The organism is Bacteroidales bacterium, assembly GCA_035299085.1.
Classification (GTDB): Bacteria; Bacteroidota; Bacteroidia; order Bacteroidales; family UBA10428; genus UBA5072.
Map to the genome: position 1 here is coordinate 142,748 of DATGXG010000048.1, position 25,663 is coordinate 168,410.

Consider the following 25,663-nt stretch of genomic DNA (forward strand, 5'->3'; position numbering starts at 1 on the left):
GTGTTGATATAGAAGGTATATGAATCCGTCTTCTTAATCCAAATGGACACAAATGTTTTAACGTCGGAATAGAAAACATAAAGTCATTGCATGAGATGAATTTAGTCAGTACCCATATAGAGGAGACATAGGCACTTAGCAGACAAAGTTCGTATATGCTAATGTTAGCAACCATTTTAAATGACACAAATACATGAGATATTTACAAGGATTAATAATAAGTATTTTGATTTTTGGATGTCAATCGAAGACCACAAAATTGTCATTGGATTCAAAAGATTCACAAATCAAAACCACAACAGACAATTTTAGCGATAGATTAATGATTACTGGTGATTTTAACGGTGATGAAAGTATTGACACCTTAAAAGAATCATTTATTAGTTCAATTGACGGAAAAGAGACCAACAAATATTCTGATATTGAATATGATAGTTTGGTTGCATTGACAATTAAGAAAAAACCGATTTGTCGTTTGATTTCAAATAGCCTAACACCTTTGATTGTAAATAAGGATAAATATCAGCTATTTGGATTAGCATTTTTAAAAAATGAAGGCGATTTAGACAATGATGGTTCTGACGAATTGGGATTAATAGTTGATTGGGCTGATTGGTCAAATGTAAACTATTATCAGATTCTTTCTTACAAAAACAGTAATTGGACTGAGTTATTTAATTTTGAGATTCGAGACTTCGATATTGCAGATTTGAAGGAAAATAAAGACTCAAAAGGGCTTTTATATCGTGATGAAAATGGTGATTTGATAGCGAAGACTTGGGAAAATGGCGAACAAATTGATAAAAAAATTGATATGAAAAAATAAAAAGCGGTTGCCAACACGCGGTATAGCCAATAAGGGTTTCAGAGGTACGCGAAGGTTTATAGCCCGTTTCAATGCTTCGTGTAACTTGATAGTGAATCGCTCGCAATCTATTACAGGTCATACCGCCAACCGTTGCCAGCAAGCTTAAAAGACACTGCACATGAAAAGTCATGAATCGATAAAAAATATTACGATTGCTTCGATTAAAAGACATTCGATTGACATAAATCAGTGGTATAAGACAAAAATTCCTTTTTCTGATAATCTGAAATTTTTTGATAGATTGGATGACGAACTTCCTATTGTAGAATTTATACTAAATAAAAGCAACTGGACAATTATTACAACAAAAAGAATTGTCGGACAGATTGATGGGAAGCAAAATCAGATTGAATTTATCGACCTTGATGACGTTGTTTATGGTGACTACAAGAATATAAAAATAAACACTACAATTTTTAGGACAATAGATATATATGGTGAAAGTTTGGATTTTCTAATGGAAACTGGGAAACCATCGATAGCATTTATTTATTCAATAAATCCAATTCATAGATTATATCGTAATGAACAAGAACCAAATATGATTGATAGAGACGATGATTTTATTGCAATTCTAACTTATAAGTCAACAGAACAAGGGGGAAGAAAAACACCAGCTCATTCAGGTTATCGCCCACAAGTAAAATTTAATTTTGAAGAAATGCAAACCTCAGGACAACAAACTTTTATCGGCAAGGATATTGTTTATCCTGGAGATACTGTTGAAGCAAGAATTAAAATTTTATCAGTTGACCATTTTACAAACAGCTTGACTGAAGGAATGGATTTCGAATTTAAAGAAGGTGATAAAATTATTGGAACGGGTATAATTAAAGAAATATTAAATGATAAATTAAAAAAAGCCAGCTGGCAACACATGGTATAGTGCATGCGGGTTTCAGTGGTTTACAAGCGTTGGTAGCTCGTTAAAAAGGTCTGTGTAAACTGATTGGAAATAGCATAGTATTCCTGCACGACACCATACCATCAAAAGTATGCAAATCAAAGCCCAAACGACATTCAAAGCTTGCCATGCGGGTCGGTTGGCTCCCGACAATGTCGGGACGGAAAACCGGGGCGCACGGCCCGGATTGCGACGGTTGTGCGACAAGGGCGAGCCCGGTTTTCTTCCCTGTCTGCCTCTGGCAGGATCCGAGGTGTTTTTTCTGGTACTCTTTTGTGTGGCAGACAAAAGAGTACAATCACGAAGACGAAATGAGCCACTACGTATCGGCATAATAAAAATATTTTTCAACCGGGGGTTACTTTTTAACGGTTCGAAGTATTAAGTAGTACCCGCATCTATAAGAAAATTTACCTATTCATGAATCTGATTTTTCACTATCTTTCAGAATCCTTTAAGAAACTGCCAGTCAATACAAAGCGGAGCAAAAGGGTAAAGGTAGAGGAAATCGTGTGACTGGAGGTCGGTGTTGATATAGAGGGTAAATGAATCAGTCTTCTTTATCCAACAATACGCTACTGTTTTAGCGTCGGAATAGAAAATATATAGTCATTGCATTAGCTGGATTTACAATTTAGTAAGTACTCATATAGAGGAGACATTTGCACTTTGGCGGACAAAGTTCGTATATAATAATGTTGGCAACAAGCCGAAGAAAGGACACTGCAACCTATCAGATTGAATGTGAAATTTAAAACCTAATAATATGACACTACTTGAATCAATAAAAAAACTTGTCGATAATGTTTCGATAACTGACAGACAAGAAGAAAATATAAAAAATTCATTATCAAATTTGGAAAGTCATTTGAAAGATGAGGAAAGCAATCTATATGTTAATGAATGTTTCACAAATGGTTCATGGGAAAGAGATACAATAATTCGACCTTTGAACGATGTTGATTTATTTGCCGTTTTGGATTTTGAGGAGTGGAAAGATGAATACGGTAATAAACCAAATCCTCAAAGTGTATTGACCAAAATTAAAAACTATCTAAACAAGCAAAATGATTATAAGGATAAAGTAAAACAAGACAGACCTTGTGTCACGATTCATTTAAGCGACAAAGATTTTGACGTTTTACCAAGTTTTGAGATTCTAGGAGGAGGTTACTATATTCCAAATTACGATTTAGAATCATGGACTACTTCATATCCAAAGATGTTGACTAAAGACCTTGATGATACTCACAGAGTAAGAGATTATAAACTAAAACAAATAATCAGAGTAGTTAAATATTGGAATCGAGATTTTAATACCAAAACAATTCCTTCTTACCATATTGAGGAAATTGCAATAAATATTTTCAAAATTAACAACTTTACAAATTTTGAGGAAGGTATAAGAAAATGGTTTAATAATGTTGAATACAATATGCTTTCAAGTAAATTTAAATCAAATGATGAATATGAAACATCCTTAATAAAAGTAAAAAAGGTAAAGGACAAATTGAACGAAGCATATAAGTTTTATTCAGAAAAAAACGAAGTTGAAGCCAAAAAAATATGGAAAGAGGTCTTTGGTAAGGAGTTTCCAACAGTAGATGAAGATGAAGCAAAAAATATTTCAAAATCACTGACCGAAGGCACTCTGAAATATTCTAGTATTGCAGGAATTTCCACCTCAGTTGGAAGCAGTTTATCGGCATCTAAAGGTTTTTATGGAGATGAAGTTCTTTAATAAACAAAAGCCAAATGTATCAGCACAAATTGGGGCTATAAAGTCAAAATACCCTCAATTTAAGGCAAAGCATTTGTCTAATGATAAAGTAACATTTGTAGGTGATTTATTGATTAAGCCAGAATTGCCAGTTTATACAGTTAGTGTGGAATATAGGGGGGCGTTGTCGCCAAAAGTTCATGTGATTGAACCTAAACTTGTTGAAAATCCACCACATTTTTATAAAAATACAGAAAGTCTCTGCTTATACCATTCTGATGATTTTAAATGGGATTCTCGAAAACTTATCGCAAAGGAAATAATGTCTTGGACAATAGCTTGGTTATATTTTTACGAAGCCTGGTTGCAAACAGGTAAGTGGTTTGGACCCGAATCGCATCATGCATCAAATACAATTAAAGAAGATAAAGATGACTAGAATAGTACCATTTGATAGCAATTACACTACTGTAAGTAAATTTGAAAAGGCTGCTTTTTATTGCCTTCTATTTTCTGCGTTTGCAATCATTTACCTGTGGCTAATTCCGAAAATTGAACCACTAATTCAATTTAAAATTAGTTCAAAAACAATTCTTGATTTAGTAAAAGTGCTAAGTTATGTTTCAATGATTGGATATATCGGACTTTCAAGTGTCGCAAAATATTTATTTTATTCGGCGGAAAAAGTAAAGCGTGGTGATTTGATTGATAATTCTTTTGGAACATGTTATTCAGATTGTAATTCTGAAGGATACTATAATAATGATGAAATTCCTCATGGAGTGAAGAAATTAGCGATAAATACGTATGAAAGTAGTTTTCATACAGAACAGACGCTGAGAAAAATGCTGTTTAAATACGCTATGAAAATGCTCTTATTCTCAATCCCTTTTTTGATTTCGATTTTTTCGATAGGAGGTAGTGATATTGTAAGATTGCTTTTTGAAATTAGTATTCCGCTGATTATGTTGTCTCAATTCTTTATTTTAATAGTTTACTATACAGGAGTTAAAGGTGTTAATGATTGTTTTAAAATTGAGTTAACCAATATCGGTAGCAAGACTGTTGAAGTTAAAGATAATGCCAAATTGTTGAAACCTGTTTTAGATTACTACAATATAAAATCATGGGCTACAACAAATCTTGATAGCACTATCTTTAAAAAGCATAACGATCAAATTTCTTCACAATGGATTAAAAGAAAAGAAAAACTAAATAACGAATGATAAAAACGTCCAGTTGCCAACAACGTGTATAAAACATTTGGCATTCAGTTGGTTATCAAGCGTTCCTGCTCGTATCAAAAGTAGTTGTAACTTAATAAGGAATCGCTTCGAAATGCCAAACGTTTCATACACGCAACGTTGTGGGTAATTCTGAGAAAAAGACATTCACCACATATGTTTTTGACAATTTGTGAAGAAACCACAATTTTAATTATCTTTATTAAGCTTCATATTAAAAAAATCATTCAATATGCAATTTAGAATCAAAAAGGAACTTAAAGAAGGCAGATATTATGTAATAATTGAATTATCAGAATTTACAGAATCTGACAAAGAAAAATTTAAAATATTTGGTGAGCCAACCATAGTTATCAAAACTGAAACGGGCAAGGATTCAAAATCAAGAGTGACCAGATTCCCTTCTATTTCTCCGTATGGTTTTTATAAACAAGAAGAAGCTGATCAGTATGTAGAAAATCTAAAAATTCAAATAAAAGAATTAAGAGAGAGATGGGATAATCTTAAAGACACTTGGTCAAATGAAGAAATTATTTAAACCTAATAGGAATGACATTCCTTTATATTGTACTACCTTATTATTCCTTGTCGTTCTTATACTTTGGTTTTTTCCAAATATACTTGGATTAATTAGTGAAAGATATTCACTTGCTCAATACAGATCTGATTTAAAAGATTTGGCTCAACTATTTTACATACTTGTAACTTTTTGGCTTGTTATGGTTACTAGAAAAATGGCTGAAGTAAGTTTAAATTCACAGAAAGCCATGAATCGGCCTGAGGTCTTATGTGAGTTATTTATCAGTTCTGAGAAACCAGCAATTATGCATTTTAATGGAATAAAAAATATGGAATTAAGAAATACTTCTGATTCTGAATATGATGAAGAGCTGCAAGGTGCAAATGTGTTCTTAATTATTAAAAATCGATATAACGGTGGCAAGGCTATAAATCTTACAACAGACTCATACTTTGAAGCAAAAAATCCAGAAAGAATTCTACTTCCTAGAAAAATTGAGATTGATTATATAGCAGAGGGTGATTGCGTTGCATTTTATTTATATAGATATGAAAGACCAAGTTCTGAAAACTGTTCATTAAAACTGGTAAATTGTTTGCTTTCATTTACAACGCCTTTTAATGAAGCTTCTAAAGATCAATACATAGAAATTTCTTATAATAATAACAATCCAATATTAGCGACAGGAAATCATGTTGGTGCAATTAAGCTTGATGGTGGAATAAGGACGAATAATTAGAACTACCCACAACATTGTTCTAAGGCAAAACAAGCAAAAAAATCAGGCGGTAAATTTGTGAAGGTCAACATACGGAGTACCTTTTTTCCAATAGATAAAGTCCTGAATATCTGTTTGCTAATTGAACCAAAACATGTAAAAAACTTCAACACAATGTTCACCAGTGCTTCACAATGATCACGAAGATGAAATGAGCCACTACGTATCATCAAAATAAAAATATTTTTCAACCGAGGGTTACTTTTTAACGGTTCGAAGTATTAAGGAGTACCCGCATAAATATGAAAATTATCCAAGGGTGTTATAGTTTGGCCAAAGGGGCGCTATTGCAGCGCCCTTTTTCTGGCCAGGTAATAAATCGATTACATACAGTTTCAAAAGTCGAACATTCATTCATGAATCCGATTTTTCACTATCTTTCAGAATCCTTTAAGACACTGCCAGTCAATACAAAGCGGAGCAAAAGGGCAAAGGTAGAGGAAATCGGGTGGCTGGCGATCAGTGTTGATATAGAAGGTATATGAATCAATCTTCTTAATCCAAATGGACACTACTGTTTTAGCGTCGGAATAGAAAAAATGAAGTCATTGCATGAGATGGATCTACAATTTAGTCAGTACTCATATAGAGGAGACACATGTACTTAGCCGGACAAAGTTTGTATATACTAATTCTGTAAACCATTCTAAAAATAACTAGATATGATTCAACTAAAATTAGGGAGTATTTTCGACGAAAAATGTGATCTTCTAATAATTCCATGCAATTCTGAAGGAGGCGTAACAAGGTGGGTTTTTGACAATCTTAAAACAAATGGAATTCAAGGGCCTAAGAACTCTATCCCATTTGGAAAAGTACAATATATAGAAACCAGGCTGAGTCTGGAAAATGCTGAATTTGTTGGTTTTGCAGCATCTGTGGAAGCCACTAATAATAATTCAAATATTGAAGCAATAGAAAGTATTTCTGAAGATATAATTAGTTTCAGTATTTCAAAAAAACTTAGAAAAATCAATCTTCCGCTTTTAGGTACAGGGGCGGGGAAATTATCTTCATTATCTGTATTCAAGTCATATATAGAAAAGTTTTCTAGCAGAAACTCAGAATCATTAGAGTTTATAATATATACACCTTCAAGGGAGGTTTATAATAATCTCAAATCTGGTTTTGAGGCTAATACTGATAAAGTAAATGGTAATAAAACTAAGAACCCTAGAGTTTTCATTAGTTATGCTGGAGATGACAAAGATAATGCCTTGTGGGTAAAGAATTTAGTCGTAAAACTACGTAAAAATGGGATTGATGCAAGAATTGATGCATTTCATCTTAAGCCAGGAGTTGATTTACCTCAATGGATGACAAACGAATTAATTCTTGCAGACAAAGTTATCTTGATTTGTGATTACAACTACATGATAAAAGCTGACATAAGAAAAGGGGGGGTTGGTTGGGAAACTATGATAATTCAAGGAGATATGCTTAGTCAAGGTGATTCAAAAACAAAATATATTGCTTTAATTCGAGAGAAATCTGTGGATAAAGCTTTACCAATATATATGAAATCAAAATTAGCTGTTAATTGGGGTAAAAATCCAGAAATCTCAGATGCAGATTTTGAACAATTAGTATTATCATTATTTGATTGTGATATTGAGCCTGAATTGGGTCCAATTCCTCAATACGTCAAGGATAAACTGAAGAATAGTACATAAGAACGGTTTACAACAAACGGCATAACCTATTGCTGGTAAGCGGTTTGCGTATCTTTGTTCTTCTGAGTAACTTAGTAGTACCTAAATAAGTAATCGCACGGACAACGCAACGAGGTCATCCCGTAGACGTTATTGCGGCAATGCTAAAAAACACTACTACACTGATAATTAAATACTAAAAACAAGAAAATGGAAGCAGGAAAAAGAACAATTAATGATATTTTTAATGGTAATAAAATATTAGAAATACCTTTCTTTCAGAGATCTTATGTTTGGGATACTCTCCAATGGGATAGATTTATAAATGATATGGAGTATGTTTCACACAACAATAGACCTTATTTTCTTGGCTCTGTTATTTTGAAACAGCAATTAACAGATTCACAACAAAGTATTGGAGATAAGCGGACAGTTATTGATGGACAGCAAAGATTGACAACATTGTGTATATTTTTTAAGGTCTTAAGTTTGAGAACACAAAACTCATACCTATCAAGTCTCTTTAGACTGCCAATGAAAAATAATGAAATAGCTCTATATCATAACCATATTGACGTTCTGGCCTTCAATAAAATACTAAGCCTAGAGAATGAAGAAAAGTTAGATTCCGATGACAATATCACAAAAGCATATAACTATTTTGTTGAAAATATTGCTGTTGAAAAGCTAAATTTTCAAAATATACTTACAAATATTATGTTTGTTGGTATCGACTTAGGAGTTAGCGATGATGAGCAACAAATATTTGATACAATAAACTCACTTGGAGTTAAACTAACAACAGCAGAACTACTAAAGAACTATTTCTTTAGTAGAGATGATATTCAATCATATAAGGAGAATTGGCAATGCATTTTTGAAAAAGATAATGAGACAAAGGATTTTTGGGATACTGAAGTAATCGCTGGTAGATTGCAACGAAATTTTATTGATTTGTTTTTCTATTCATTTTTACAAATAAAAATTCAGGATAGCACTTTAAAAGTTAAAACGAATGATAAGCTTGAATTTTCGAAGGTTGAAGGATTATTTGAATCATATAAGCGATTTATTAAAGATTACAATATAGAAAAGCAAAGTATTATTTCAGAAATAAAAGAGTATGCCAAGATTTTCCAAGATAATTTTAATACTGAATGTGTAGGTAATGAATTAACTGAAAAAAGTGGTATTGAGCGTATAAATGCCATTATTTGGGGTTTAGAAAATACTACTTTAATTCCCTACATTTTATTTGTTCTTAAAAATGTCACAGACACAATTGAAAGAGATAAAATCTTTGACTATATAGAATCATACATATTACGAAGAATGATTTGTCGTTCAAATAATAAAAATTACAATCAACTGTTCTCAGAGAGTTTAATCTCAAATAGTATCCTATCAAAAGATAGATTAAAAGCATTTATTGATGGCCGTTCAGATAAAGTAAATAGTATGCCGTCAGACTCTGAACTTAAAGACGGATTTAATAAATCCAAGCTTATCAATAAGCAATCAACTGGAATACTTTACTTTATTGAAACTAAAATTAGAAACCGACAATTACATTCAACATCACTATTAGGTTTAAATAGGTATAGTTTAGAACATATATTGCCAAAAAAATGGGAGCGTAATTGGGGTAAATTAGCAAGCCAAGAAGATAAATTTGAAAGAAATAGAATATTATTGACATTAGGTAATTTGACAATTATTCCCTCCTCTCTAAATTCTTCGATAAGTAATAGTAACTGGAATATTAAGAAGAATGGGGCTGGTGATAAAAAAGGCCTAAAGCATTATGCAATTGGCTTAGATACTTTTAGCCAATATTTGACTTCACCAAATTGGGATGAACAAACGATTAAAAATAGAGCTGATTTTTTATATGATAAAGCAAAGGATATTTGGAAAAATTAAAAAGCACAGCCGCCAACAAACGGTCATACGTAATTACCGTGTGGAGGGGCTACTAATGCATGTTCACTTGGCAAACTAAAGGATAACACGACAAGTGAGCGCACAGAAACGACGTTGGCAGCAATTGTGGTAACTTAGAAACATTATTTCATCAAAATATGAAAATAATTAGAGTAAAAGGGATTGAAGATTTCATTAAAAAAACCCAAAAGGACTGGCATCAGATTAACACTTGGGTTTTTCGCGGGGTTCATGATGCAAGTTTTACGTTAAGACCATCAATTGGAAGATATCCACGAAAAGATAAGGAGGACGAATCATTTATTCTAAATGTAGAAAGGAATCTTCTTCGTAATTTTCAAAGACAGTCAATGGCATATACAAGCATCAAGCCGATTGGCGACCTTGATTGGATGTGTCTTGCCAGACACCATGGACTTTCAACAAGATTATTGGATTGGACATATAACCCACTTGTTGCATTATATTTTGCTGCGTATCCAGACACAGATACAGATTTTGCAGTTTATATCTATTGGATAAATACATGGATGGGTGATCCATGGAAATTGACCCTTGAAAAAATTCAAAAACTTAAAGAATCGCACTTACTTGAACCACGACTTATTTCTCCAAGGTTAGTTAACCAATCTTCAATATTTCTGGTATGTCATGCTCCTTGGAAGGATTTTGATGCAAAGTATAATAATATCAGAAAGTACATTTTTCCTTATAGTGAAAGAGCCAAAATAAGACATTACTTAAACATGTTAGGTATCAATCAGAATTTTATTACGCCTGGATTAGATGGGATTAGCAATGTATTAAATGATAAGTACTTAATGCAGAATAAATTTTCATTTCCATTACCACCTCCATCCATGAAAATAAAAAGAATTCTTGACAGGCTAAACAGGGATACGAAAGATGAAAAAAGCTAAACAATATTCATAACAAATTTTTGATACAACTGCTGCCAACAAATGGTATAGTGCATGCGGGTTTCAAAGGTTTGCAGGGTTCGTGTCACGTAAAAAAAGCGCTGTAAACTGATAGGGAATCGTCTGGTAATCCCGCACGACACCATACCATAAAACGTTAATGATTTTACAAAAATTGACGGAATATTTTGTCGATTTAAGGATGATTCTTATTTATGTGCAATTTCATTTAGAGACCCTAAAGACATTAACAAAAATAAGGGCGTAGTATTTAGAGATGGTATGGCTGAAGGCTTTTTTGGTTATTACAAAAGTATAATTGAAAAATACAGTTAAAAAATTACGTTGCCTAACATTGTTCTACGGCAAAACCAAATTTTTAACAAAAAATATCATGCGGAAAATTTGTGAAGGTCAAAATATGAAGTACCTCTTTTGACAACAAAAAAAGTCAGGGATATCAGTTTACTATTTGATCCAAAATACAAATAAAATGTAACACAAAGTTCACCAGGGCTTCACAATGATCACGAAGACGAAATGAGCCACTATGAATCGGAATAATAAAAATATTTTTCAACCGGGGGTTACTTTTTAACGGTTCGAAGTATTAAGGAGTACCCGCATCTATAAGAAAATTTTCTTCATGAATCTGATTTTTCACTATCTTTCAGAATCCTTTAAGATACTGCCAGTCAATACAAAGCGGAGCAAAAGGGCAAAGGTAGAGGAAATCGGGTGGCTGGTGGTTGGTGTTGATATAGAGGGTAAATGAATCTCTTCTTAATCCATATGGACACTTTTGGCGGCTATGGAGTCATCCCGCCTGCACTTAATGGTTCAATAGTGAGTAGTCATTACTTCCTTTATAAAATTGATGAAACTAAACTTCATGCAAAATTTTTAGAATATTGTTTGAAGCAACCTTGGTTTCTTGAACAAGTTGAAGCGAAAGTATCAACCAACTACGCATCAATAAGACCACAACAAGTTTTATCATATCAAATTCCATTTTCAGATTTATCAGAACAGAAAGAAATAGTTTTCAAATTGGGGCAAATTCAAAATATTACAAGCCAACATGCCGAAGTACTGAAAGAAATAGTAGAACTTCTACCTTCAATTATTAACGAAGCATTTAAAAGTTAGAAATGAGTGAGTACTAAAAAGAATTAACAATATTGATGCCTTAGTTTAAAGCCAAAACATTTAAAAATGAACTTTAAAACCAATCCGATATGGAATTACATCAACTAATCCTTCACAAACTTTTGAAGGAACAAAATGGAGTAGCAAAACTTGAATTGAGAATGATACCGTATATCATTTCGGAAACTGAAAAAGAGTTTATTTCTGAATCAAAGGAGGTTTACTATCACAAGTCTAATCCAAATTTTGGCATCTTTGAAAGTAGTGCAGTCAGTTATCCATATCAAACATTGGTTAAAAATTATCTTGATGGTAAAACTGATTTTCTGCAATTCACAACAGAAGCAATGAAACATTTTCTTTCAGTGATTCAGAAAGAACAGCAAGCAACAGGTGGTAATGTAATTTTTGCTCATTACACGGTGAATAATGAAGAATTTATTTTAGTGATGATGTTGAATAGCAAAAAGCGATTTAATGTCAATGCTCAATTAGGAATTTACGATGTGTTGGTTTTGGACATTGAAAAACTTGACTTAGCAAACACATTGAACATTACAAAATGGAAAAACAATGAGGACACATACTTATCTTTTGCAAAGGGAAGAAAAGAAATTTCAAAGTATTTCAGACACTTCATTGGTTGCACTGACCAGACAACTGCAAAGCAATCTTCAAAGAATTTGAAAGTTGCTTTGTTGGATTACATTGGAGAACTTGATTTAGACAACAACGAAAAAGAAGATATTAGAAATCGTGTATTCAATTATTGTGTTGAGAAAATAAAAACGAGAGAAGATATTTCGTTAAGTCATATTTCAAGTATGATTGACGAGGATAATCCCGAATTATTCCAACAATATGCTGCCAGTGAAAAGTACGGAGTGAGTGCTTATGTGAAAGGACACAGACAAACCTTGAAAAGTTTGAAATTCTATGTTTATCGAAGTAAAAAACTTACAATTGAATTCGACAGTTCATTAATAAATGATAGCATTTTTTACAACGAAAACAAAAATGAATTGAGAATTAAAAATGTTCCGGATGAGTTAAAGAAACAACTCACCAACACTGAAGATGAGGGATAGTTATGTTAGATGATTTTATTTATATCAGGAAAAAGATAAAACCCGTTTCAATTTCAGTTAATGAAATTGTCGGAATACTTACACCTGATGCAAACGAAATTCAAAATCTAAAAAACTTATTTATAGGCAAATGTCTTGAAGAATTTGTTTTGGTTGATGGAAAAAATAAATCCATTGAACAAATATCAGATGGACAAGAAATCCAAATTCAACTTTTTCCTCTCAAACTTTCAAACGAGAAATATTATGAAACACTTGAAGAACTTTTAAGGTTTTCTAGTCAAGAGTATCCTGATAATCGCTTCTATGTTCATTCATTAGAGTTTGATTCAAAGCATAGTGCAAAACCAAAGGAGATTCAAAACTTTGAAGCGACTACACAGCTTATTAATTTCCTCATTGGCATTTCAGATTACCAAAAAGAAAGAGAACTTGTTTTCTTTCAGGCAAAGCAACTTGTATTGACTACCGACTATGATATTGTAGACTTAACAGAACTTAAAGATGTTAGTGCTTTGATAACTCACATATCAGATTCTGCAGATAAAGAAGAACGTAAAATAATTTTTATCAACGAATTGATTTCTTCTTTAATGAAGATTCCAGAAATGAAAAATAGGTTTAAGCATCTTCTTAAAAACTTTGAAGATCTTTTTGTAAATTACAAAAAGAGCCACAGTTTATATCTTGAAAAATACTCTTACACTAAATTCAAATCTGAAATTGACAAAGAGATTATTGATTATAGTAAGAAGCTTCAATCAGTTATAAATGATGCACAAAGTAAGTTGGTTGCTATTCCAGTTGCATTTCTAATAATCATTGGACAGTTTGATTTGACGGGGGAGAAAATCTATTTCAATATTGCTTTAATTCTAAGTGCATTAGTGTTTAGTATTTTATTAGAGGTTTTACTTCGCAACCAGTTTTCAGCTTTAGAATTTATTTCAGACGATGTAACGAGATTTGAAAGTTCAGTTGATGAAAAGAAGATTGCACTTTTAGGTGATGACTTCACTACTACATTTGCTAAAATCAGAACACTATACAGGCAACAGAAATGTTACTTGAACATTATTCGTGTTTTGGTTTGGCTTTCAACAGTTTTTGCAATCGGACTTTTTATGCTTTCCTTAGCTAACAATACTTTGATTTGTATTTTTAAATCCTTTCTCGGTTTTTAAAAAATGGCACAAATAAATTTATCTTTTGAATATTACGATACAGAACAGCAATGCTTGTTTCAAGGTTTTCCAAATGCTAAAACATTGAATAAATTTGTTCAAAATGGCATGAGTATTTCTAGTGATGAATTTCTTGCATACATGATGTTCACAGAACAAATGGATAGAAACGGTTTCAGAACTTACAATGATTTGCAAGAAAGAATTCAAAAGAGATTGGGCGACATTGACGATTACCTTACATTCAATAACGGAAGTGTTCAAGCAAGAATAATTGGTAACGACATGATGCAAGTTGGATTTACAGAACGAATCGGTGTTGCACTTGGCTTATGTGTAGTAAATAAAATACACGATTTGACTGCTGCTGATTGGAAAAAAATTTCCACATCCCCTGGAAGGAAAGGGCATCCGACGTTCGATTTTGAAATTTCAATTGCATCAACAGGAACAAATTATATTCAAGTAGAAAACAAAGGAAGCACAATCACAGACAATTCAGTACGAAACAATTCGGTGCAAGCCCACTATACAAGAATTGAAAACAAAAAAGCAAATGTAAGAAAAGAAGAAGTGAATAGGCAAATTCCAATTCATCAAAAGTTGTTTTACGGAACAATAGGTGTGTTAGATAACAGACCAAACAGCATTGCAAAAGTTTGGTTAGTTGACCCACCTGCAGTAGATATAGAAATGAATCCAGAGAAATACAAATTACTTGCACGACTTCATTATTACTTGGATGAGTTTAGAAATATCGGTGTGAGAGAAAAGATAACAAAAGCGTTGGAGAAAAGGATTAAACTTATTGAAGAAGCCCAAAATTACTTAGAGTTAGACAACAAACCTTTAGAGGGTAACTTTTCAAAACAAGGAGCATTTTATCTTTACATGGATGGTAAAATGTTTGCAGCGGTTAATACTAATGAAGCGTTTGGTAGAATCTTTATTGCAGAAATCAAACAAAGAAAACTCGCTTACCTTATAGCATTTTCTAAAACAATTATGAGATACATTGTAAAACAGGACTTCAAATCAATCCTTAGTTACAGTTATAATCCTCACTTCATTAACGAAAGTGTTCAAGTTTTGATGCGGTTAGGTGAAAAGGAAAATGAAGAAACTAAGTTGCCTGTCAACTTGAAGTTTGTTTTTAATGAACGGAGAAAATATTTTAAGGCAACCTATTTTGGAAAAATACGCCACTCAACTGACGGAAGAATTTTTGGCTTACTGAATGAAGAACCAATAATTGTCAATGAGAAATCTTCTTAAACTTCACGAAGCAGTTGCGGTTGTTTTGTTAAGCAAACCAGACAGGACAGCAACCTTTCAGGCCATTGCTGAAGAGGTTGATAGAAGAAATTTATTTCCATTAAGAAAAGGAGGAATCACTTTAGCGGAACAAATAAAATTGCGGACATCAATATCATCAAGCAAATACAAACAATGGTTTGAGTTTATGAAACCAGATAAGATAAAACTAAAATGAAAGCCGACGCATTTGCAAGCACATTGACAAAGCCCCACGAGCTAATGCTTAAACCGAATCATTGTCAAAGAGCAAGCAAAGCAGACCAACCACAAGAAATTGGAAACTATAGATCGACAATGGTTTACAGAATATGAAGACAGAACACTAGGCAGTAACATTGTTCTAAGGCAAACCAAAATTTAGCAAGTTATTATCACGCGACAAATTCGTGGATGTCGACATACGGTTTGCCCCTTTCAACAACAGAGAAAGCCCTGAATAGTATTTTATTCGGTAGTCAACGCCTTTGTCAACGCCCTTTTTGAGTAATACAGAAGATTTTCCCGTTTCCCGATAACCGGCAGGTTAATAAAAGCCTGGTACGCCCCTATTTGCACTTATAATGCGATTGGCTGAAGCACGGTTTTTTCCCAATTTTCGTATTTAGATTTCAATTGGTTGAAAATTTCCGGTTTGGCGGCTTTTAAATCGCTCTTTTCACCGGGATCATCGAACAGGTTAAACAGGTACTCCCCTTTTTCATCCTGTATATATTTCCATTCCCCCGATCGGATTGCTTTTTGCCTTGTCCGTTGAAATGTCCGCCAATATAGAGTCCTGTCAATTACTTTACCCGGAGAAATCATAACCGGCATCAGGTCCATTCCGTCAAAAGGAAAGTCAGGAGGTGGCTGAACACCTGCTGCAGATAAAATGGTTGCAGTCCAATCCATTGTCACTATAACCTGCTCTGAAACGCCACCGGCCTTAATCGTACCGGTCCACCTGGCAAAGGCAGGAACTTTAATGCCACCTTCCCATAAAGTACCTTTCGATTTCATTAATCCGGCATTATCCGAAAACCTTTCACCCCCATTATCATTTGTAAAGATTACCAGTGTGCGTCCGGATAATTCTCCATCCAAAGCCTTAATGATATTTCCAACTCCTTCATCCAGGCTTTTCATCATCTGAGCATAAATTTCAGGAGATCCTCCGTCCCTGAAATCAACAGAATCAGGATAAGGCCTGGCATCCGGACCTTGCCACGGCCAGTGAGGAGCATTATAAGTGATGACCAGAAAAAATGGTTTATCATGCTTTCCCTTTATAAATGAAATTGCTTTTTGCGTAAATAATTCGGTCAGATAACCATCCATTTCAACCAATTGATCGTTTTCATACAAATCAGGATTCCCGTTATCCCCTTTGTGTGATATATAATCTGCAGCACCGGTACGAATGCCAAAAAAATAATCAAATCCGTTTTTAAGAGGACTATGTTGCGGAAGAACTCCAAGATGCCATTTCCCGACCAATGCAGTTTGATAACCTCCGGATTTTAAGAGTGAGGCTATTGACGGATAATCAGCAGTTAATCCATATTCTCTGTCTTTTTCGGAAGAGGTAAGCGGTTCCAATAAACCAACAGGAGTTCTGGCAGGATAGCGCCCTGTCATAAATGCTGTACGGGTTGGGGTACAAAGCGGTCCTGCCGAATAAGCATTAATAAATTTAACTCCCTGTTTGGCAAGATCATCCAGATGTGTTGTTTGATAGTCTTTTCGGCCATATCCGCTGAGATCTCCATAGCCCATATCATCGGTCATTATATAAATGATATTGGGACGGGAAGGCTGAGAAGACAAATCAGACCAGGAAAATGACAGAACTAAAGAGAAGAGAATTATGATTCTCTCATAAGAAGTACAGTTTAAGTTGAACATAGTAGTTTTTTTAGACGTTGGTGATCCGGTTCATCTAAACAATTGCTATTCAACTATGTTCGATTTAGGCCGAACGAGGCAGAGCCGCGTCCGAACTTCTGGAAAATTACAATTCCCTTATCCAGATATTCCTAAAGGTGGTGGGATTGCCGTGCTGCTGCAATTGTATCGGGCCATCACCATGTTCTTTAATGATGTATTGCGGGATACCCGGGAAAACAGTAGGACCCTGAATTTCTACATTATTCTGGATTAAAACACCATTGTATAAAACCGTTATTCTCGGAGGGGTGAAATAGGTATGATCATCCTTAAATCGTGGCGCTGTATAAATAATATCGTATGACTGCCATTCACCTTCTTTACTGGCCGGATTTACAAGCGGGGCATATTGCATGTAAACCGCACCGGCCTGCCCGTTGCGGTATGTGCGGTTGCTATAGCTGTCGAGTATCTGAACCTCATAATTTCCCTGGATGATCACACCGCTGTTTCCCCTGTCCTGACCGGTTACAGTAGCAGGCAAACCCACAGGAGTTTTCCATTCAATATGTAACTGGAAATCCCTGAATGTACGCTTGGTTTGTGCTGTGCCGGATGAAGCCTGAGGCTGCATACCGCCATCCTTAATTACCCATGAAATCGGTTTTTTCCCGCCCGGGCCGCCCATTCCCCAGGTGATTTCTTCCCATTCGTCAAGGTTTTTACCGTCGAATAAAACAATGGCATCTGAAGGAGGCGCATCATCCACCTGTCCCGCTTCAATTTTCTTTACTTCCGGTTCCATGATGTGCTTGACATTAGTAAAGAAAATATTCTGCTGCATGGGAGTCAGTGAATCGAACTTCTGCATAAATTTTTTTACAATGGCCTCTTGCTCGGCATAATTGAAGGGCATTTGCACTTTAGGCTTTTCGTTTTGAGCGTTGATTAACATGCACCACAGTGCAAATAACAGAAAAGTTACCAGGTGTTTCATTTTATATTGAATTAGATAATGAGTTCAATCCAAGGAATCAGACCTATAAAGTTATAGATTTTAACAGTCTTTCCAACAAGCCAAAATTTACATACCTTTCGGAGGCATTTAAATTTACACAGAATGAAATCTTTTTCAATTGCTCTTTTTACGGTGTTGTTTCTTTTAATCAAGCCTTTGGAGGCTCAGACCTTCCAGAAAACATCATCCGGTGTTAAAACCACCATCCATTCCGTTCAGATCGAGGTCCGGTTTTACACACCCTCTATTGTGAGGATCATAAAGTATCCTGAAGGGAGATCACCGGAGAAACAAAGTCTGTCGGTTGTAAAGACACCTCAGGCCGTTGCGTTCAGCGCCAATAAACAAGGTGAGAAACTTGTTATTAAAAGCGATCATCTCATTGTTTCAGTCAGCCTCAGCAACGGAGATATCCGTTTCGAAAGTGAAGGCAGACCATTGATAAATGAAAAACAATCCGGTGCATCATTTACCGATTTTAATGATGCCGGTGAAAAGACATATTCGGTTTCACAAGCCTTCCTTCTGGATAAGGATGAGTTCATTTATGGCCTTGGCCAGCAACAGCAGGGCCGTATGTCACAGAGGGGTGTAAAGCTCCATATGATCCAGGGTAATACGGATGATTACATTCCATTCTTTTTGTCTTCAAAAGGATATGGCCTATTCTGGGATAATTACTCCCCCACGGTTTTTGAAGACAATCCTGAAACCACAAGTTTTACATCTGAATCAGGTGATTGCATCGACTATTACGTGATGTATGGCGGCAATGCCGATAAGGTAATTGCCTGCATGCGTGAATTAACCGGCCAGGCTCCCATGTTTCCGTTATGGACATATGGCTTCTTTCAAAGCAAGGAACGATACAAAAGCCAGGATGAATCACTTGATGTGGTGAAAAAATACAGGGAACTGCAGGTGCCGCTTGACGGCATTATCCAGGACTGGCAGTACTGGGGCAGCAATTATCTCTGGAATGCCATGGATTTCCTTAATGCCGGTTTTTATGATCCACAGAAAATGATAAGGGATGTGCATACCAACAATGCCCACATGCTTATTTCAATATGGAACAGCTTCGGCCCCATGACCAAGCAATACAGGGAACTTGAAAAGATAAATGCACTTTTCAATATCGAAACATGGCCCCAGTCGGGTTCCGAAAAATGGCCACCCAGGCTCGATTATCCTTCAGGAGTAAGGGTTTATGATGCTTACAATCCGGCTGCACGCGATATATACTGGAATTACCTGAATAACGGCATCTTTTCATTAGGCATGGATGGATGGTGGATCGATTCATCAGAACCCGACCATTTCAATCCCAAGCCTTCCGATTATGATACAAAGACATACCTTGGCTCATTCAGGAAGGTTCGGAATGCTTATCCACTGATGACGGTGGGTGGAGTATCCGATCATCAGAAAGCAGTTTCCAGGGATAAGAGGGTATTTATTCTTACCCGTTCCGCTTTCGCCGGTCAACAGCGCTATGGGGCGAATACATGGTCAGGCGATGTGATAGCTTCATGGGAAGCATTGAGAAACCAGATTTCAGCAGGATTGAATTTTTCACTTTGTGGTATTCCTTACTGGAACTGCGATTTAGGAGGTTTCTTCCTGTGGAATTTCAAGAACCCTCTTCAAAACCCCGATTACAGGGAACTCCATGTAAGATGGGTTGAGTTCGGTACATTTATTCCCATGATGCGTTCGCATGGAGAAGGGGCGCCCCGGGAGATTTACCAGTTCGGCATAAAGGGAAACCCTATTTACGACGCTATCGAAAAGTATATCAAACTGCGATATAAACTGCTGCCCTATATTTATTCAACATCATGGAATGTTACGGCCAGCCAGGGCAGTATGATGCGTGCGCTTGTAATGGATTTCGCTGCAGATAAAGACGCCCTGAACATAAATGATGAGTATATGTTCGGAAAATCGTTATTGGTAAGTCCTGTAACCAATCCCATGTATTGGAAAAACCAGGTTCAGGGAAAAGACACGGTGAAAGTTGAAGATTTCGGTTCGGTAAAAACAAAAGAGGTTTACCTGCCCAAAGGAACCGAATGGTATGACTTCTGGACCGGTGAGAGGTTAGCAGGCGGACAAACGTATAAGAAAGAAACGCCCCTTGATATTATACCTGTTTTTGTAAAAGCCGGTTCTATTCTGCCAATAGGACCCGAAGTACAGTATGCCACAGAAAAAAAATGGGACAATCTTGAGATCCGGGTGTACAGAGGTGCCAATGGCGAATTCACTCTTTACGAAGATGAGAACGACAACTACAATTATGAAAAAGGCAAGTATTCCACCATTACATTCACCTGGAATGAAAACAAAAAAGAATTGATAATCGGAAAGCGCAAAGGTGATTTCCAGGGCATGCTGACGACAAGGAAGTTTAATATCATTTCTGTAGACAAGAAGAAAGGAACCGGCTCTGATTTATCAGTGAAATACGACAGGGTTGTGGATTATGCAGGAGAGAAAATTGTGATTCGGCTTTAAAACTGATACTGGATATTGGATGCTTGATACTGGAGTCCTGCGGGCACGTTGCTTGCCATGAATTATAAAACCGGCATAAATGCCGGTTTTTTGACGAAATGTGCATGAGTGTTATAGCCCCGGCATGAATGCCGGGGCAATTGTTGAAACCTATAATTCCCTTATCCAGATATTCCTGAAAGTTGTTGGATTACCATGCTGCTGCAACTGGATGGGACCATCGCCATGTTCCTTTACCGGATACTGCGGGATACCGGGGAAAACAGTTGGGCCTTGTATTTCAACGTTATTCTGAACCAATACACCATTGTAAAAAACAGTGATTCTTGGGGGTGTGAAAAAAGTTTTGTCGTCTTTAAACCGGGGCGCGGTATAAATAATATCATACGACTGCCATTCACCCTCTTTCCTGGCCGGATTCACTAGCGGGGCATACTGCATATAAACAGCACCTGCCTGCCCGTTCCGGTACGTTCTGTTATTATAACTGTCAAGTATCTGAACTTCATAATTTCCCTGGATAATAACCCCGCTGTTACCTCTATCCTGACCTGCCACTGTTGCGGGCAAACCTACCGGGGTTTTCCATTCAATATGCAACTGGAAATCCCTGAATGAACGCTTCGTTTGCGCTGTGCCTGATGATGGCAAGGGTTGCATGCCCCCGTCTTTTATAACCCAGGAAATCGGTTTCTTCCCGCCGGGACCACCCATACCCCATGTCATTTCTTCCCATTCGTCGAGGTTGCTGCCATTGAAAAGAATGATGGCATCAGAAGGCGGGTCATCATCTACTTTACCCGGTTCAATTTTCACAACCTCAGGTTCCATGATATGTTTTACATTGGTAAAAAAAATGTTTTGCTGCATGGGAGTAAGCGAATCGAATTTCTGCGTAAATTTTTTCACTATGGCTTCCTGCTCAGCATAATTAAAGGGCATTTGTTGTTTTGGCTTTTCATTTTGTGCGTTAACAACCATACATAATACTGCGAACAACAGCGAAATAAATACTTGTTTCATTTTTAGGTGAATTACATTATTACTTTTTTTGAATCACTATAAAGTTATTGATTTTGAAGTCTGTTATATTTTTAATCTGTCCTATTTTTTACTTATCTTTCGAATAAACCAAAATAACTATTTAGGATTAACCATGGAATACCCTTTCAGACAATAAACTGGTATTATGAAGAATATATTATTGTGTCTCAAAAGACATTCACTTTTAATTTTAATAATTCTTGTCTTTCTCCTTTTAAAGATCAGTTATTTGAAATTACCTTTTTTTTGGGATGAAGCCTGGTCATATGCCGTTGCCGTTTTTGACATGAATAAGCATGGGCTTGCTTTTTTCCCGGGACAAGGAAATACTGAACTTACACGAGGCCACCCGCTTTTATTCTATTTTCTGTCGGCTTTATGGGTAAAATTATTTGGCGAAAGTATTTTCCTTATCCATCTGTTCAGTTTACTCATTTCATGTGTACTTCTCGTTGCTGTATTTTTTTTAGTTAAGAAACTTGATAAAAAAGAGAGTGCCTTAATTATAGTGACACTGCTTGTTTTGCAACCCATTTTTTTTGTGCAGAGTAGTTTATTGCTACCTGAAATAATGCTGACGCTCTGGATAATCCTTATGCTTCATTCCTATGTTCAAAAGAATTGGAAGCTTTATATACTTTTCTCCTCATTACTGGTTTTAACCAAAGAAACCGGAATTGTTGCAATAGCTTCAATACTTATTGACAGGATATTATTGGAATATCTTTTCAGCAAGCCCACCAGGTCGTTTGAATTAAAAAAAACTCTTCAGCAATTAGTCATTCTCATTATACCGCTCGGGCTTTTTGCTGTCTTTATGATAATACAAAGAATCAGATCAGGTTGGTTTTTGTTTCCCGAACACACAAATTTCATGGTATTTGACGTTTCTGAAATTAAAAACAACCTTGTATTAATCAAGGAAATATTTTTCGCGGACGGCAGAAAGTACTTATTTGTTCTTTCATTGATGTGCATCAGCTTTTTATTGGGAAGAAAAAAACTGGATGTACAAACCAGTCGGTTCATTGCTTTATGCTGGTTGTTTATTCTTCTCTATTTATTGTTCTGTTCAATGAACTTCTTTGCTTCAAGATATCTTCTGACTGCAGTTGTCATATTTATTATTGCAAGTATATTACCGATAGTTAAAAGTCTTGATAATACCCTGATGAAAATAGGTTTTACACTGCTTTTCGGACTTATATTTATGTATTACACTTTTTTTAAAGAACCCGTAGCACAGGATGTTTCGATTGGTTATAAAAACAATATCTTGCTTCACCAACAGGCAATTCATTTCGCAGAGGATCTGAATCTGAGTAATCAAAAAATCTATTCAACCTTTCTCATGCAGTATTATATGGGAATTCCTGAGTTAGGGTATTTAAAAAATAAAAAACCTTACATTCTCAGGAATAAATCAGACATTTATGATATGTATATATTTTGCAGTAATGAAAAGGATACGTTGTATAATGAAATCGCAACCAACCCGGAATATAAACTATTGAAACGGTTTGCAAACAATAAAGATTGGATTGAATTCTACAGAAAACAAATAGACCCTAAATAACATCTGAATAAGCATCTTTTTATAAATGAAAAACGGTATTCCTTTTCAGACAATCAGCTGGCCGGACATAGCAAAAGACGAGTTTAAAGGTGAAACTGGCGTTGCATACTGGCAAACCAAATTATTTGATGGCCTGCGTATACGAATTGTTGAGTATTCACCCGGCTATCTTGCCGATCACTGGTGCCGGAAGGGCCATATCGTTCATTGTCTTGAAGGAGAGTTTGTAAGCGAATTGCAGGATGGACGTGAAATCCTTTTAACCAAAGGGATGACTTATGTGGTTTCAGATGAGTTAAGTTCTCACCGGTCGAAGACAACAAACGGCGTTAAACTTTTAATAGTTGACGGGGATTTTCTGAAATGATAAGCAACAGGCAAAGGATATTTGAAATAGTCATGGTAATACTTACCGGATTGGGGAAACTGATTTTTGTTGATTTCCTTAATCTGAAATTTGTGTACATCATTACCACCATTGCTTTCTGGAGCACTTACTTTGTTTATCGTGTATCTAAAAATAAAAAGCTGATCAACTACTGGGGCCTGTCCTTCTCAACGATCTCAGGCACTATGAAAATATTAGCCATTCCCGGGTTAATAATTCTTATAGGGTTAATTATTTATGGAATTTTCACCATTCACTTCAGCTGGAATATCCTTTTTGTATTAATTACTTATCCGATCTGGGGCCTTGTTCAACAGTTTCTGATGATGAGTTTATTTGCAGGAAATTTAAAAGATTATGAGGGTAAGAATATCAATACTGCCTTCATTGTAATTATTACTTCCTTCCTGTTTTCAATTGTTCATTATCCCTCATTTGCGTTGATTGCCGTTACATTTGCAATGGCAATTATCTATTCTCTGATCTTTTTATCAAAGCGAAACATATTACCACTGGGAATATTCCATGGAGTGCTGGGTGCATTATTTTATTACGTGGTTCTTCAAAGGGATGCATGGCTAGAATTTTTTTCAATTCTCAATAAATAAAGTTACAGCGGTAAATTTGACAATTTTACGGAGGAAACATTTGATGAATTATAAAAGAAATTTAACAGCATTCAATCATATTAATACGACGCTGACAGGTCTGCGACGCTGTCAGGTCTTAAATCTGAACAAATGAAAATTGATCACATAGCGCTCTGGGTTGACGATCTTGAAAAGATGCGCCTGTTTTATTTGAAGTATTTTGATGCCGTCAGCAGTGAGAAATATACAAATGATAAAAAAGGGTTTTCATCTTATTTCTTAACTTTCAAAGACGGAGAAACACGCCTTGAAATCATGAACAGGACAGACATTGTTGACGAGCCGGTTAAAAGGGGATTTATGAAAGGCTTCGCTCATCTTTCGTTTTCTGTGGGAAGTAAGGAGCTTGTAAACCAATTAACCGAAAAACTTCGTGCCGATCATTTTACAATTGCCGGGGAACCCCGTACGACAGGAGACGGATATTATGAGAGCGTGGTGTTGGATCCGGAAGGGAATTGGGTGGAGATAACGATATGATATATCATGCATAGTTACAAAATACACTTATCAGAGATATTTTATTAATATGCTATTTAACTGTCAGTTACGTTTAGACGAAGTCAAAGACTTCGCCTGGCACATTTTTAAACACCGACGCTGTCAGGTCTGCGACGCTGACAAGTCTTGCTTCATTGTTCCCGCGCCGGCATGAAGTTTTAACATATCACAGGCATAATCCATTGCTTGCTGAAGGTGTTCCGTTCCCGCGAACGCATAGATAACCCAGAGAATATGAGTTGTTTCAGGTCGAATAGAAGTACGTTCCTCGTCGCTCGTCGGATTGCCGATCGGGCCTTTTGAATCGCGCAAAACAGGCAGGTTTTCTATATTCAGCAGCCCGCGCCCGATGCCGTTATATATTTCATCTGCACGACCCATACTCAGTTCAACCGTACCTTCAATATAAGCAGCATCAAAGCCGCCAATTGAAAAACCGGTTTTCAGCGATACCAGGTTAATAATATCCACAAGTGTATTGATCTGATACAAATCCTGACCTTTCACAATACGGCGCATAAGGGCTTCTGCACTGGGCCGATACCGGCTCGGATCTTTGCCGCATAAGGAATACATTTTTCTGGTGGCAGCAACCTGTGGCTGATCTTTTATCGCTTCAAATGACAGTGATTGTCTTATATGGGTAGTACTGTTTTGGATTTCGTTCCACAATTCAGCATTGTAACTGCTGTTCGTGACCTTGCCTTCAATTATACCCAGAGTAACCAGGGGATTTAAATCCCTGATGACCTTACCGATCTTTACTTCGATGGAATTCATATTTCATCCTGTGAAAAGTTAAAAATACGAAA

At 35.7% G+C, this 25,663-nt stretch carries 26 protein-coding genes; 22 read left to right on the top strand and 4 right to left on the bottom strand.

The window, feature by feature from the left end; translation table 11 throughout:
• Positions 1–193: 193 nt before the first annotated feature.
• The 17 genes from VK179_16355 (at position 194) to VK179_16435 (ending at position 15,463) form a co-directional block, all read left to right on the top strand.
• Complete coding sequence (locus VK179_16355; protein HLO60324.1) at positions 194–826, top strand: hypothetical protein; 633 nt, start codon at positions 194–196, stop codon at positions 824–826.
• Positions 827–986: 160 nt separating this feature from the next.
• Complete coding sequence (locus VK179_16360; protein ID HLO60325.1) at positions 987–1,754, top strand: hypothetical protein; 768 nt, start codon at positions 987–989, stop codon at positions 1,752–1,754.
• A 784-nt stretch (positions 1,755–2,538) separates the two neighbouring features.
• Positions 2,539–3,513 (top strand): hypothetical protein, encoded by a 975-nt coding sequence (locus VK179_16365; protein ID HLO60326.1) that lies wholly within the window; start codon positions 2,539–2,541, stop codon positions 3,511–3,513.
• Positions 3,494–3,931: a hypothetical protein gene (locus tag VK179_16370; GenBank protein HLO60327.1), complete on the top strand. Its 438-nt coding sequence runs from the start codon at positions 3,494–3,496 to the stop codon at positions 3,929–3,931. The genes VK179_16365 and VK179_16370 overlap by 20 nt, the downstream gene beginning before the upstream one ends.
• Positions 3,924–4,718 carry a hypothetical protein gene (locus VK179_16375; GenBank protein HLO60328.1) on the top strand — a complete coding sequence of 265 codons (795 nt, stop codon included), beginning with the start codon at positions 3,924–3,926 and terminating at the stop codon, positions 4,716–4,718. The genes VK179_16370 and VK179_16375 overlap by 8 nt, the downstream gene beginning before the upstream one ends.
• Positions 4,719–4,968: 250 nt before the next feature.
• Positions 4,969–5,274: a hypothetical protein gene (locus VK179_16380; GenBank protein HLO60329.1), complete on the top strand. Its 306-nt coding sequence runs from the start codon at positions 4,969–4,971 to the stop codon at positions 5,272–5,274.
• Positions 5,258–5,995 carry a hypothetical protein gene (locus VK179_16385; GenBank protein ID HLO60330.1) on the top strand — a complete coding sequence of 246 codons (738 nt, stop codon included), beginning with the start codon at positions 5,258–5,260 and terminating at the stop codon, positions 5,993–5,995. Before VK179_16380 ends, VK179_16385 begins: the two co-directional genes overlap by 17 nt.
• 395 nt (positions 5,996–6,390) lie before the next feature.
• Positions 6,391–6,519: a hypothetical protein gene (locus VK179_16390; protein HLO60331.1), complete on the top strand. Its 129-nt coding sequence runs from the start codon at positions 6,391–6,393 to the stop codon at positions 6,517–6,519.
• 177 nt (positions 6,520–6,696) lie between these two features.
• Positions 6,697–7,707: a toll/interleukin-1 receptor domain-containing protein gene (locus tag VK179_16395; protein ID HLO60332.1), complete on the top strand. Its 1,011-nt coding sequence runs from the start codon at positions 6,697–6,699 to the stop codon at positions 7,705–7,707.
• Positions 7,708–7,896: 189 nt separating this feature from the next.
• Positions 7,897–9,609: a DUF262 domain-containing protein gene (locus VK179_16400; GenBank protein ID HLO60333.1), complete on the top strand. Its 1,713-nt coding sequence runs from the start codon at positions 7,897–7,899 to the stop codon at positions 9,607–9,609.
• A gap of 158 nt (positions 9,610–9,767) precedes the next feature.
• Positions 9,768–10,550 (top strand): FRG domain-containing protein, encoded by a 783-nt coding sequence (locus VK179_16405; GenBank protein HLO60334.1) that lies wholly within the window; start codon positions 9,768–9,770, stop codon positions 10,548–10,550.
• 646 nt (positions 10,551–11,196) lie between these two features.
• The gene (locus tag VK179_16410; GenBank protein ID HLO60335.1) at positions 11,197–11,325 is read left to right on the top strand and encodes a hypothetical protein; all 129 of its coding nucleotides are present in this window, start codon (positions 11,197–11,199) and stop codon (positions 11,323–11,325) included.
• 17 nt (positions 11,326–11,342) lie between these two features.
• The gene (locus tag VK179_16415; GenBank protein HLO60336.1) at positions 11,343–11,699 is read left to right on the top strand and encodes a restriction endonuclease subunit S; all 357 of its coding nucleotides are present in this window, start codon (positions 11,343–11,345) and stop codon (positions 11,697–11,699) included.
• A gap of 89 nt (positions 11,700–11,788) precedes the next feature.
• Positions 11,789–12,787 (top strand): nucleoid-associated protein, encoded by a 999-nt coding sequence (locus VK179_16420; GenBank protein ID HLO60337.1) that lies wholly within the window; start codon positions 11,789–11,791, stop codon positions 12,785–12,787.
• A 2-nt stretch (positions 12,788–12,789) separates the two neighbouring features.
• Positions 12,790–13,971, top strand: a complete 1,182-nt coding sequence (locus VK179_16425) for a hypothetical protein (GenBank protein HLO60338.1) — start codon at positions 12,790–12,792, stop codon at positions 13,969–13,971.
• 3 nt (positions 13,972–13,974) lie between these two features.
• Positions 13,975–15,246, top strand: a complete 1,272-nt coding sequence (locus VK179_16430) for a hypothetical protein (protein ID HLO60339.1) — start codon at positions 13,975–13,977, stop codon at positions 15,244–15,246.
• Entirely contained in the window at positions 15,230–15,463 is a 234-nt protein-coding gene (locus VK179_16435; GenBank protein HLO60340.1) for a hypothetical protein, read from the top strand. The genes VK179_16430 and VK179_16435 overlap by 17 nt, the downstream gene beginning before the upstream one ends.
• Before the next feature lie 380 nt (positions 15,464–15,843).
• Here VK179_16435 and VK179_16440 read toward each other — a convergent pair whose 3' ends face one another.
• Positions 15,844–17,172, bottom strand: coding sequence for a sulfatase-like hydrolase/transferase (locus tag VK179_16440; protein ID HLO60341.1), 1,329 nt, complete (start codon positions 17,170–17,172; stop codon positions 15,844–15,846).
• Positions 17,173–17,278: 106 nt separating this feature from the next.
• A complete protein-coding gene (locus VK179_16445; protein ID HLO60342.1) occupies positions 17,279–18,151 on the bottom strand; it encodes a DUF1080 domain-containing protein in 873 nt (290 codons plus the stop codon).
• Between the two features lie 123 nt (positions 18,152–18,274).
• On the opposite strand from VK179_16445, the gene VK179_16450 reads away from it, so the two are divergent.
• Positions 18,275–20,692, top strand: coding sequence for a TIM-barrel domain-containing protein (locus tag VK179_16450; protein ID HLO60343.1), 2,418 nt, complete (start codon positions 18,275–18,277; stop codon positions 20,690–20,692).
• A 150-nt stretch (positions 20,693–20,842) separates the two neighbouring features.
• On the opposite strand, the gene VK179_16455 is transcribed toward VK179_16450, so the two are convergent.
• Complete coding sequence (locus VK179_16455; protein ID HLO60344.1) at positions 20,843–21,715, bottom strand: DUF1080 domain-containing protein; 873 nt, start codon at positions 21,713–21,715, stop codon at positions 20,843–20,845.
• Positions 21,716–21,965: 250 nt separating this feature from the next.
• Here VK179_16455 and VK179_16460 point away from each other — a divergent pair, with 250 nt between their 5' ends.
• From VK179_16460 to VK179_16475, 4 genes are all read left to right on the top strand, one after another.
• Positions 21,966–23,312 (top strand): glycosyltransferase family 39 protein, encoded by a 1,347-nt coding sequence (locus tag VK179_16460; GenBank protein ID HLO60345.1) that lies wholly within the window; start codon positions 21,966–21,968, stop codon positions 23,310–23,312.
• Positions 23,313–23,337: 25 nt separating this feature from the next.
• Positions 23,338–23,679, top strand: a complete 342-nt coding sequence (locus VK179_16465; GenBank protein ID HLO60346.1) for a DHCW motif cupin fold protein — start codon at positions 23,338–23,340, stop codon at positions 23,677–23,679.
• A 32-nt stretch (positions 23,680–23,711) separates the two neighbouring features.
• Positions 23,712–24,308, top strand: a complete 597-nt coding sequence (locus VK179_16470) for a CPBP family glutamic-type intramembrane protease (protein HLO60347.1) — start codon at positions 23,712–23,714, stop codon at positions 24,306–24,308.
• Between the two features lie 132 nt (positions 24,309–24,440).
• Positions 24,441–24,830 (top strand): VOC family protein, encoded by a 390-nt coding sequence (locus VK179_16475; GenBank protein ID HLO60348.1) that lies wholly within the window; start codon positions 24,441–24,443, stop codon positions 24,828–24,830.
• A gap of 123 nt (positions 24,831–24,953) precedes the next feature.
• On the opposite strand, the gene VK179_16480 is transcribed toward VK179_16475, so the two are convergent.
• Entirely contained in the window at positions 24,954–25,631 is a 678-nt protein-coding gene (locus VK179_16480; GenBank protein HLO60349.1) for a phenylalanine--tRNA ligase beta subunit-related protein, read from the bottom strand.
• Positions 25,632–25,663: the final 32 nt, after the last annotated feature.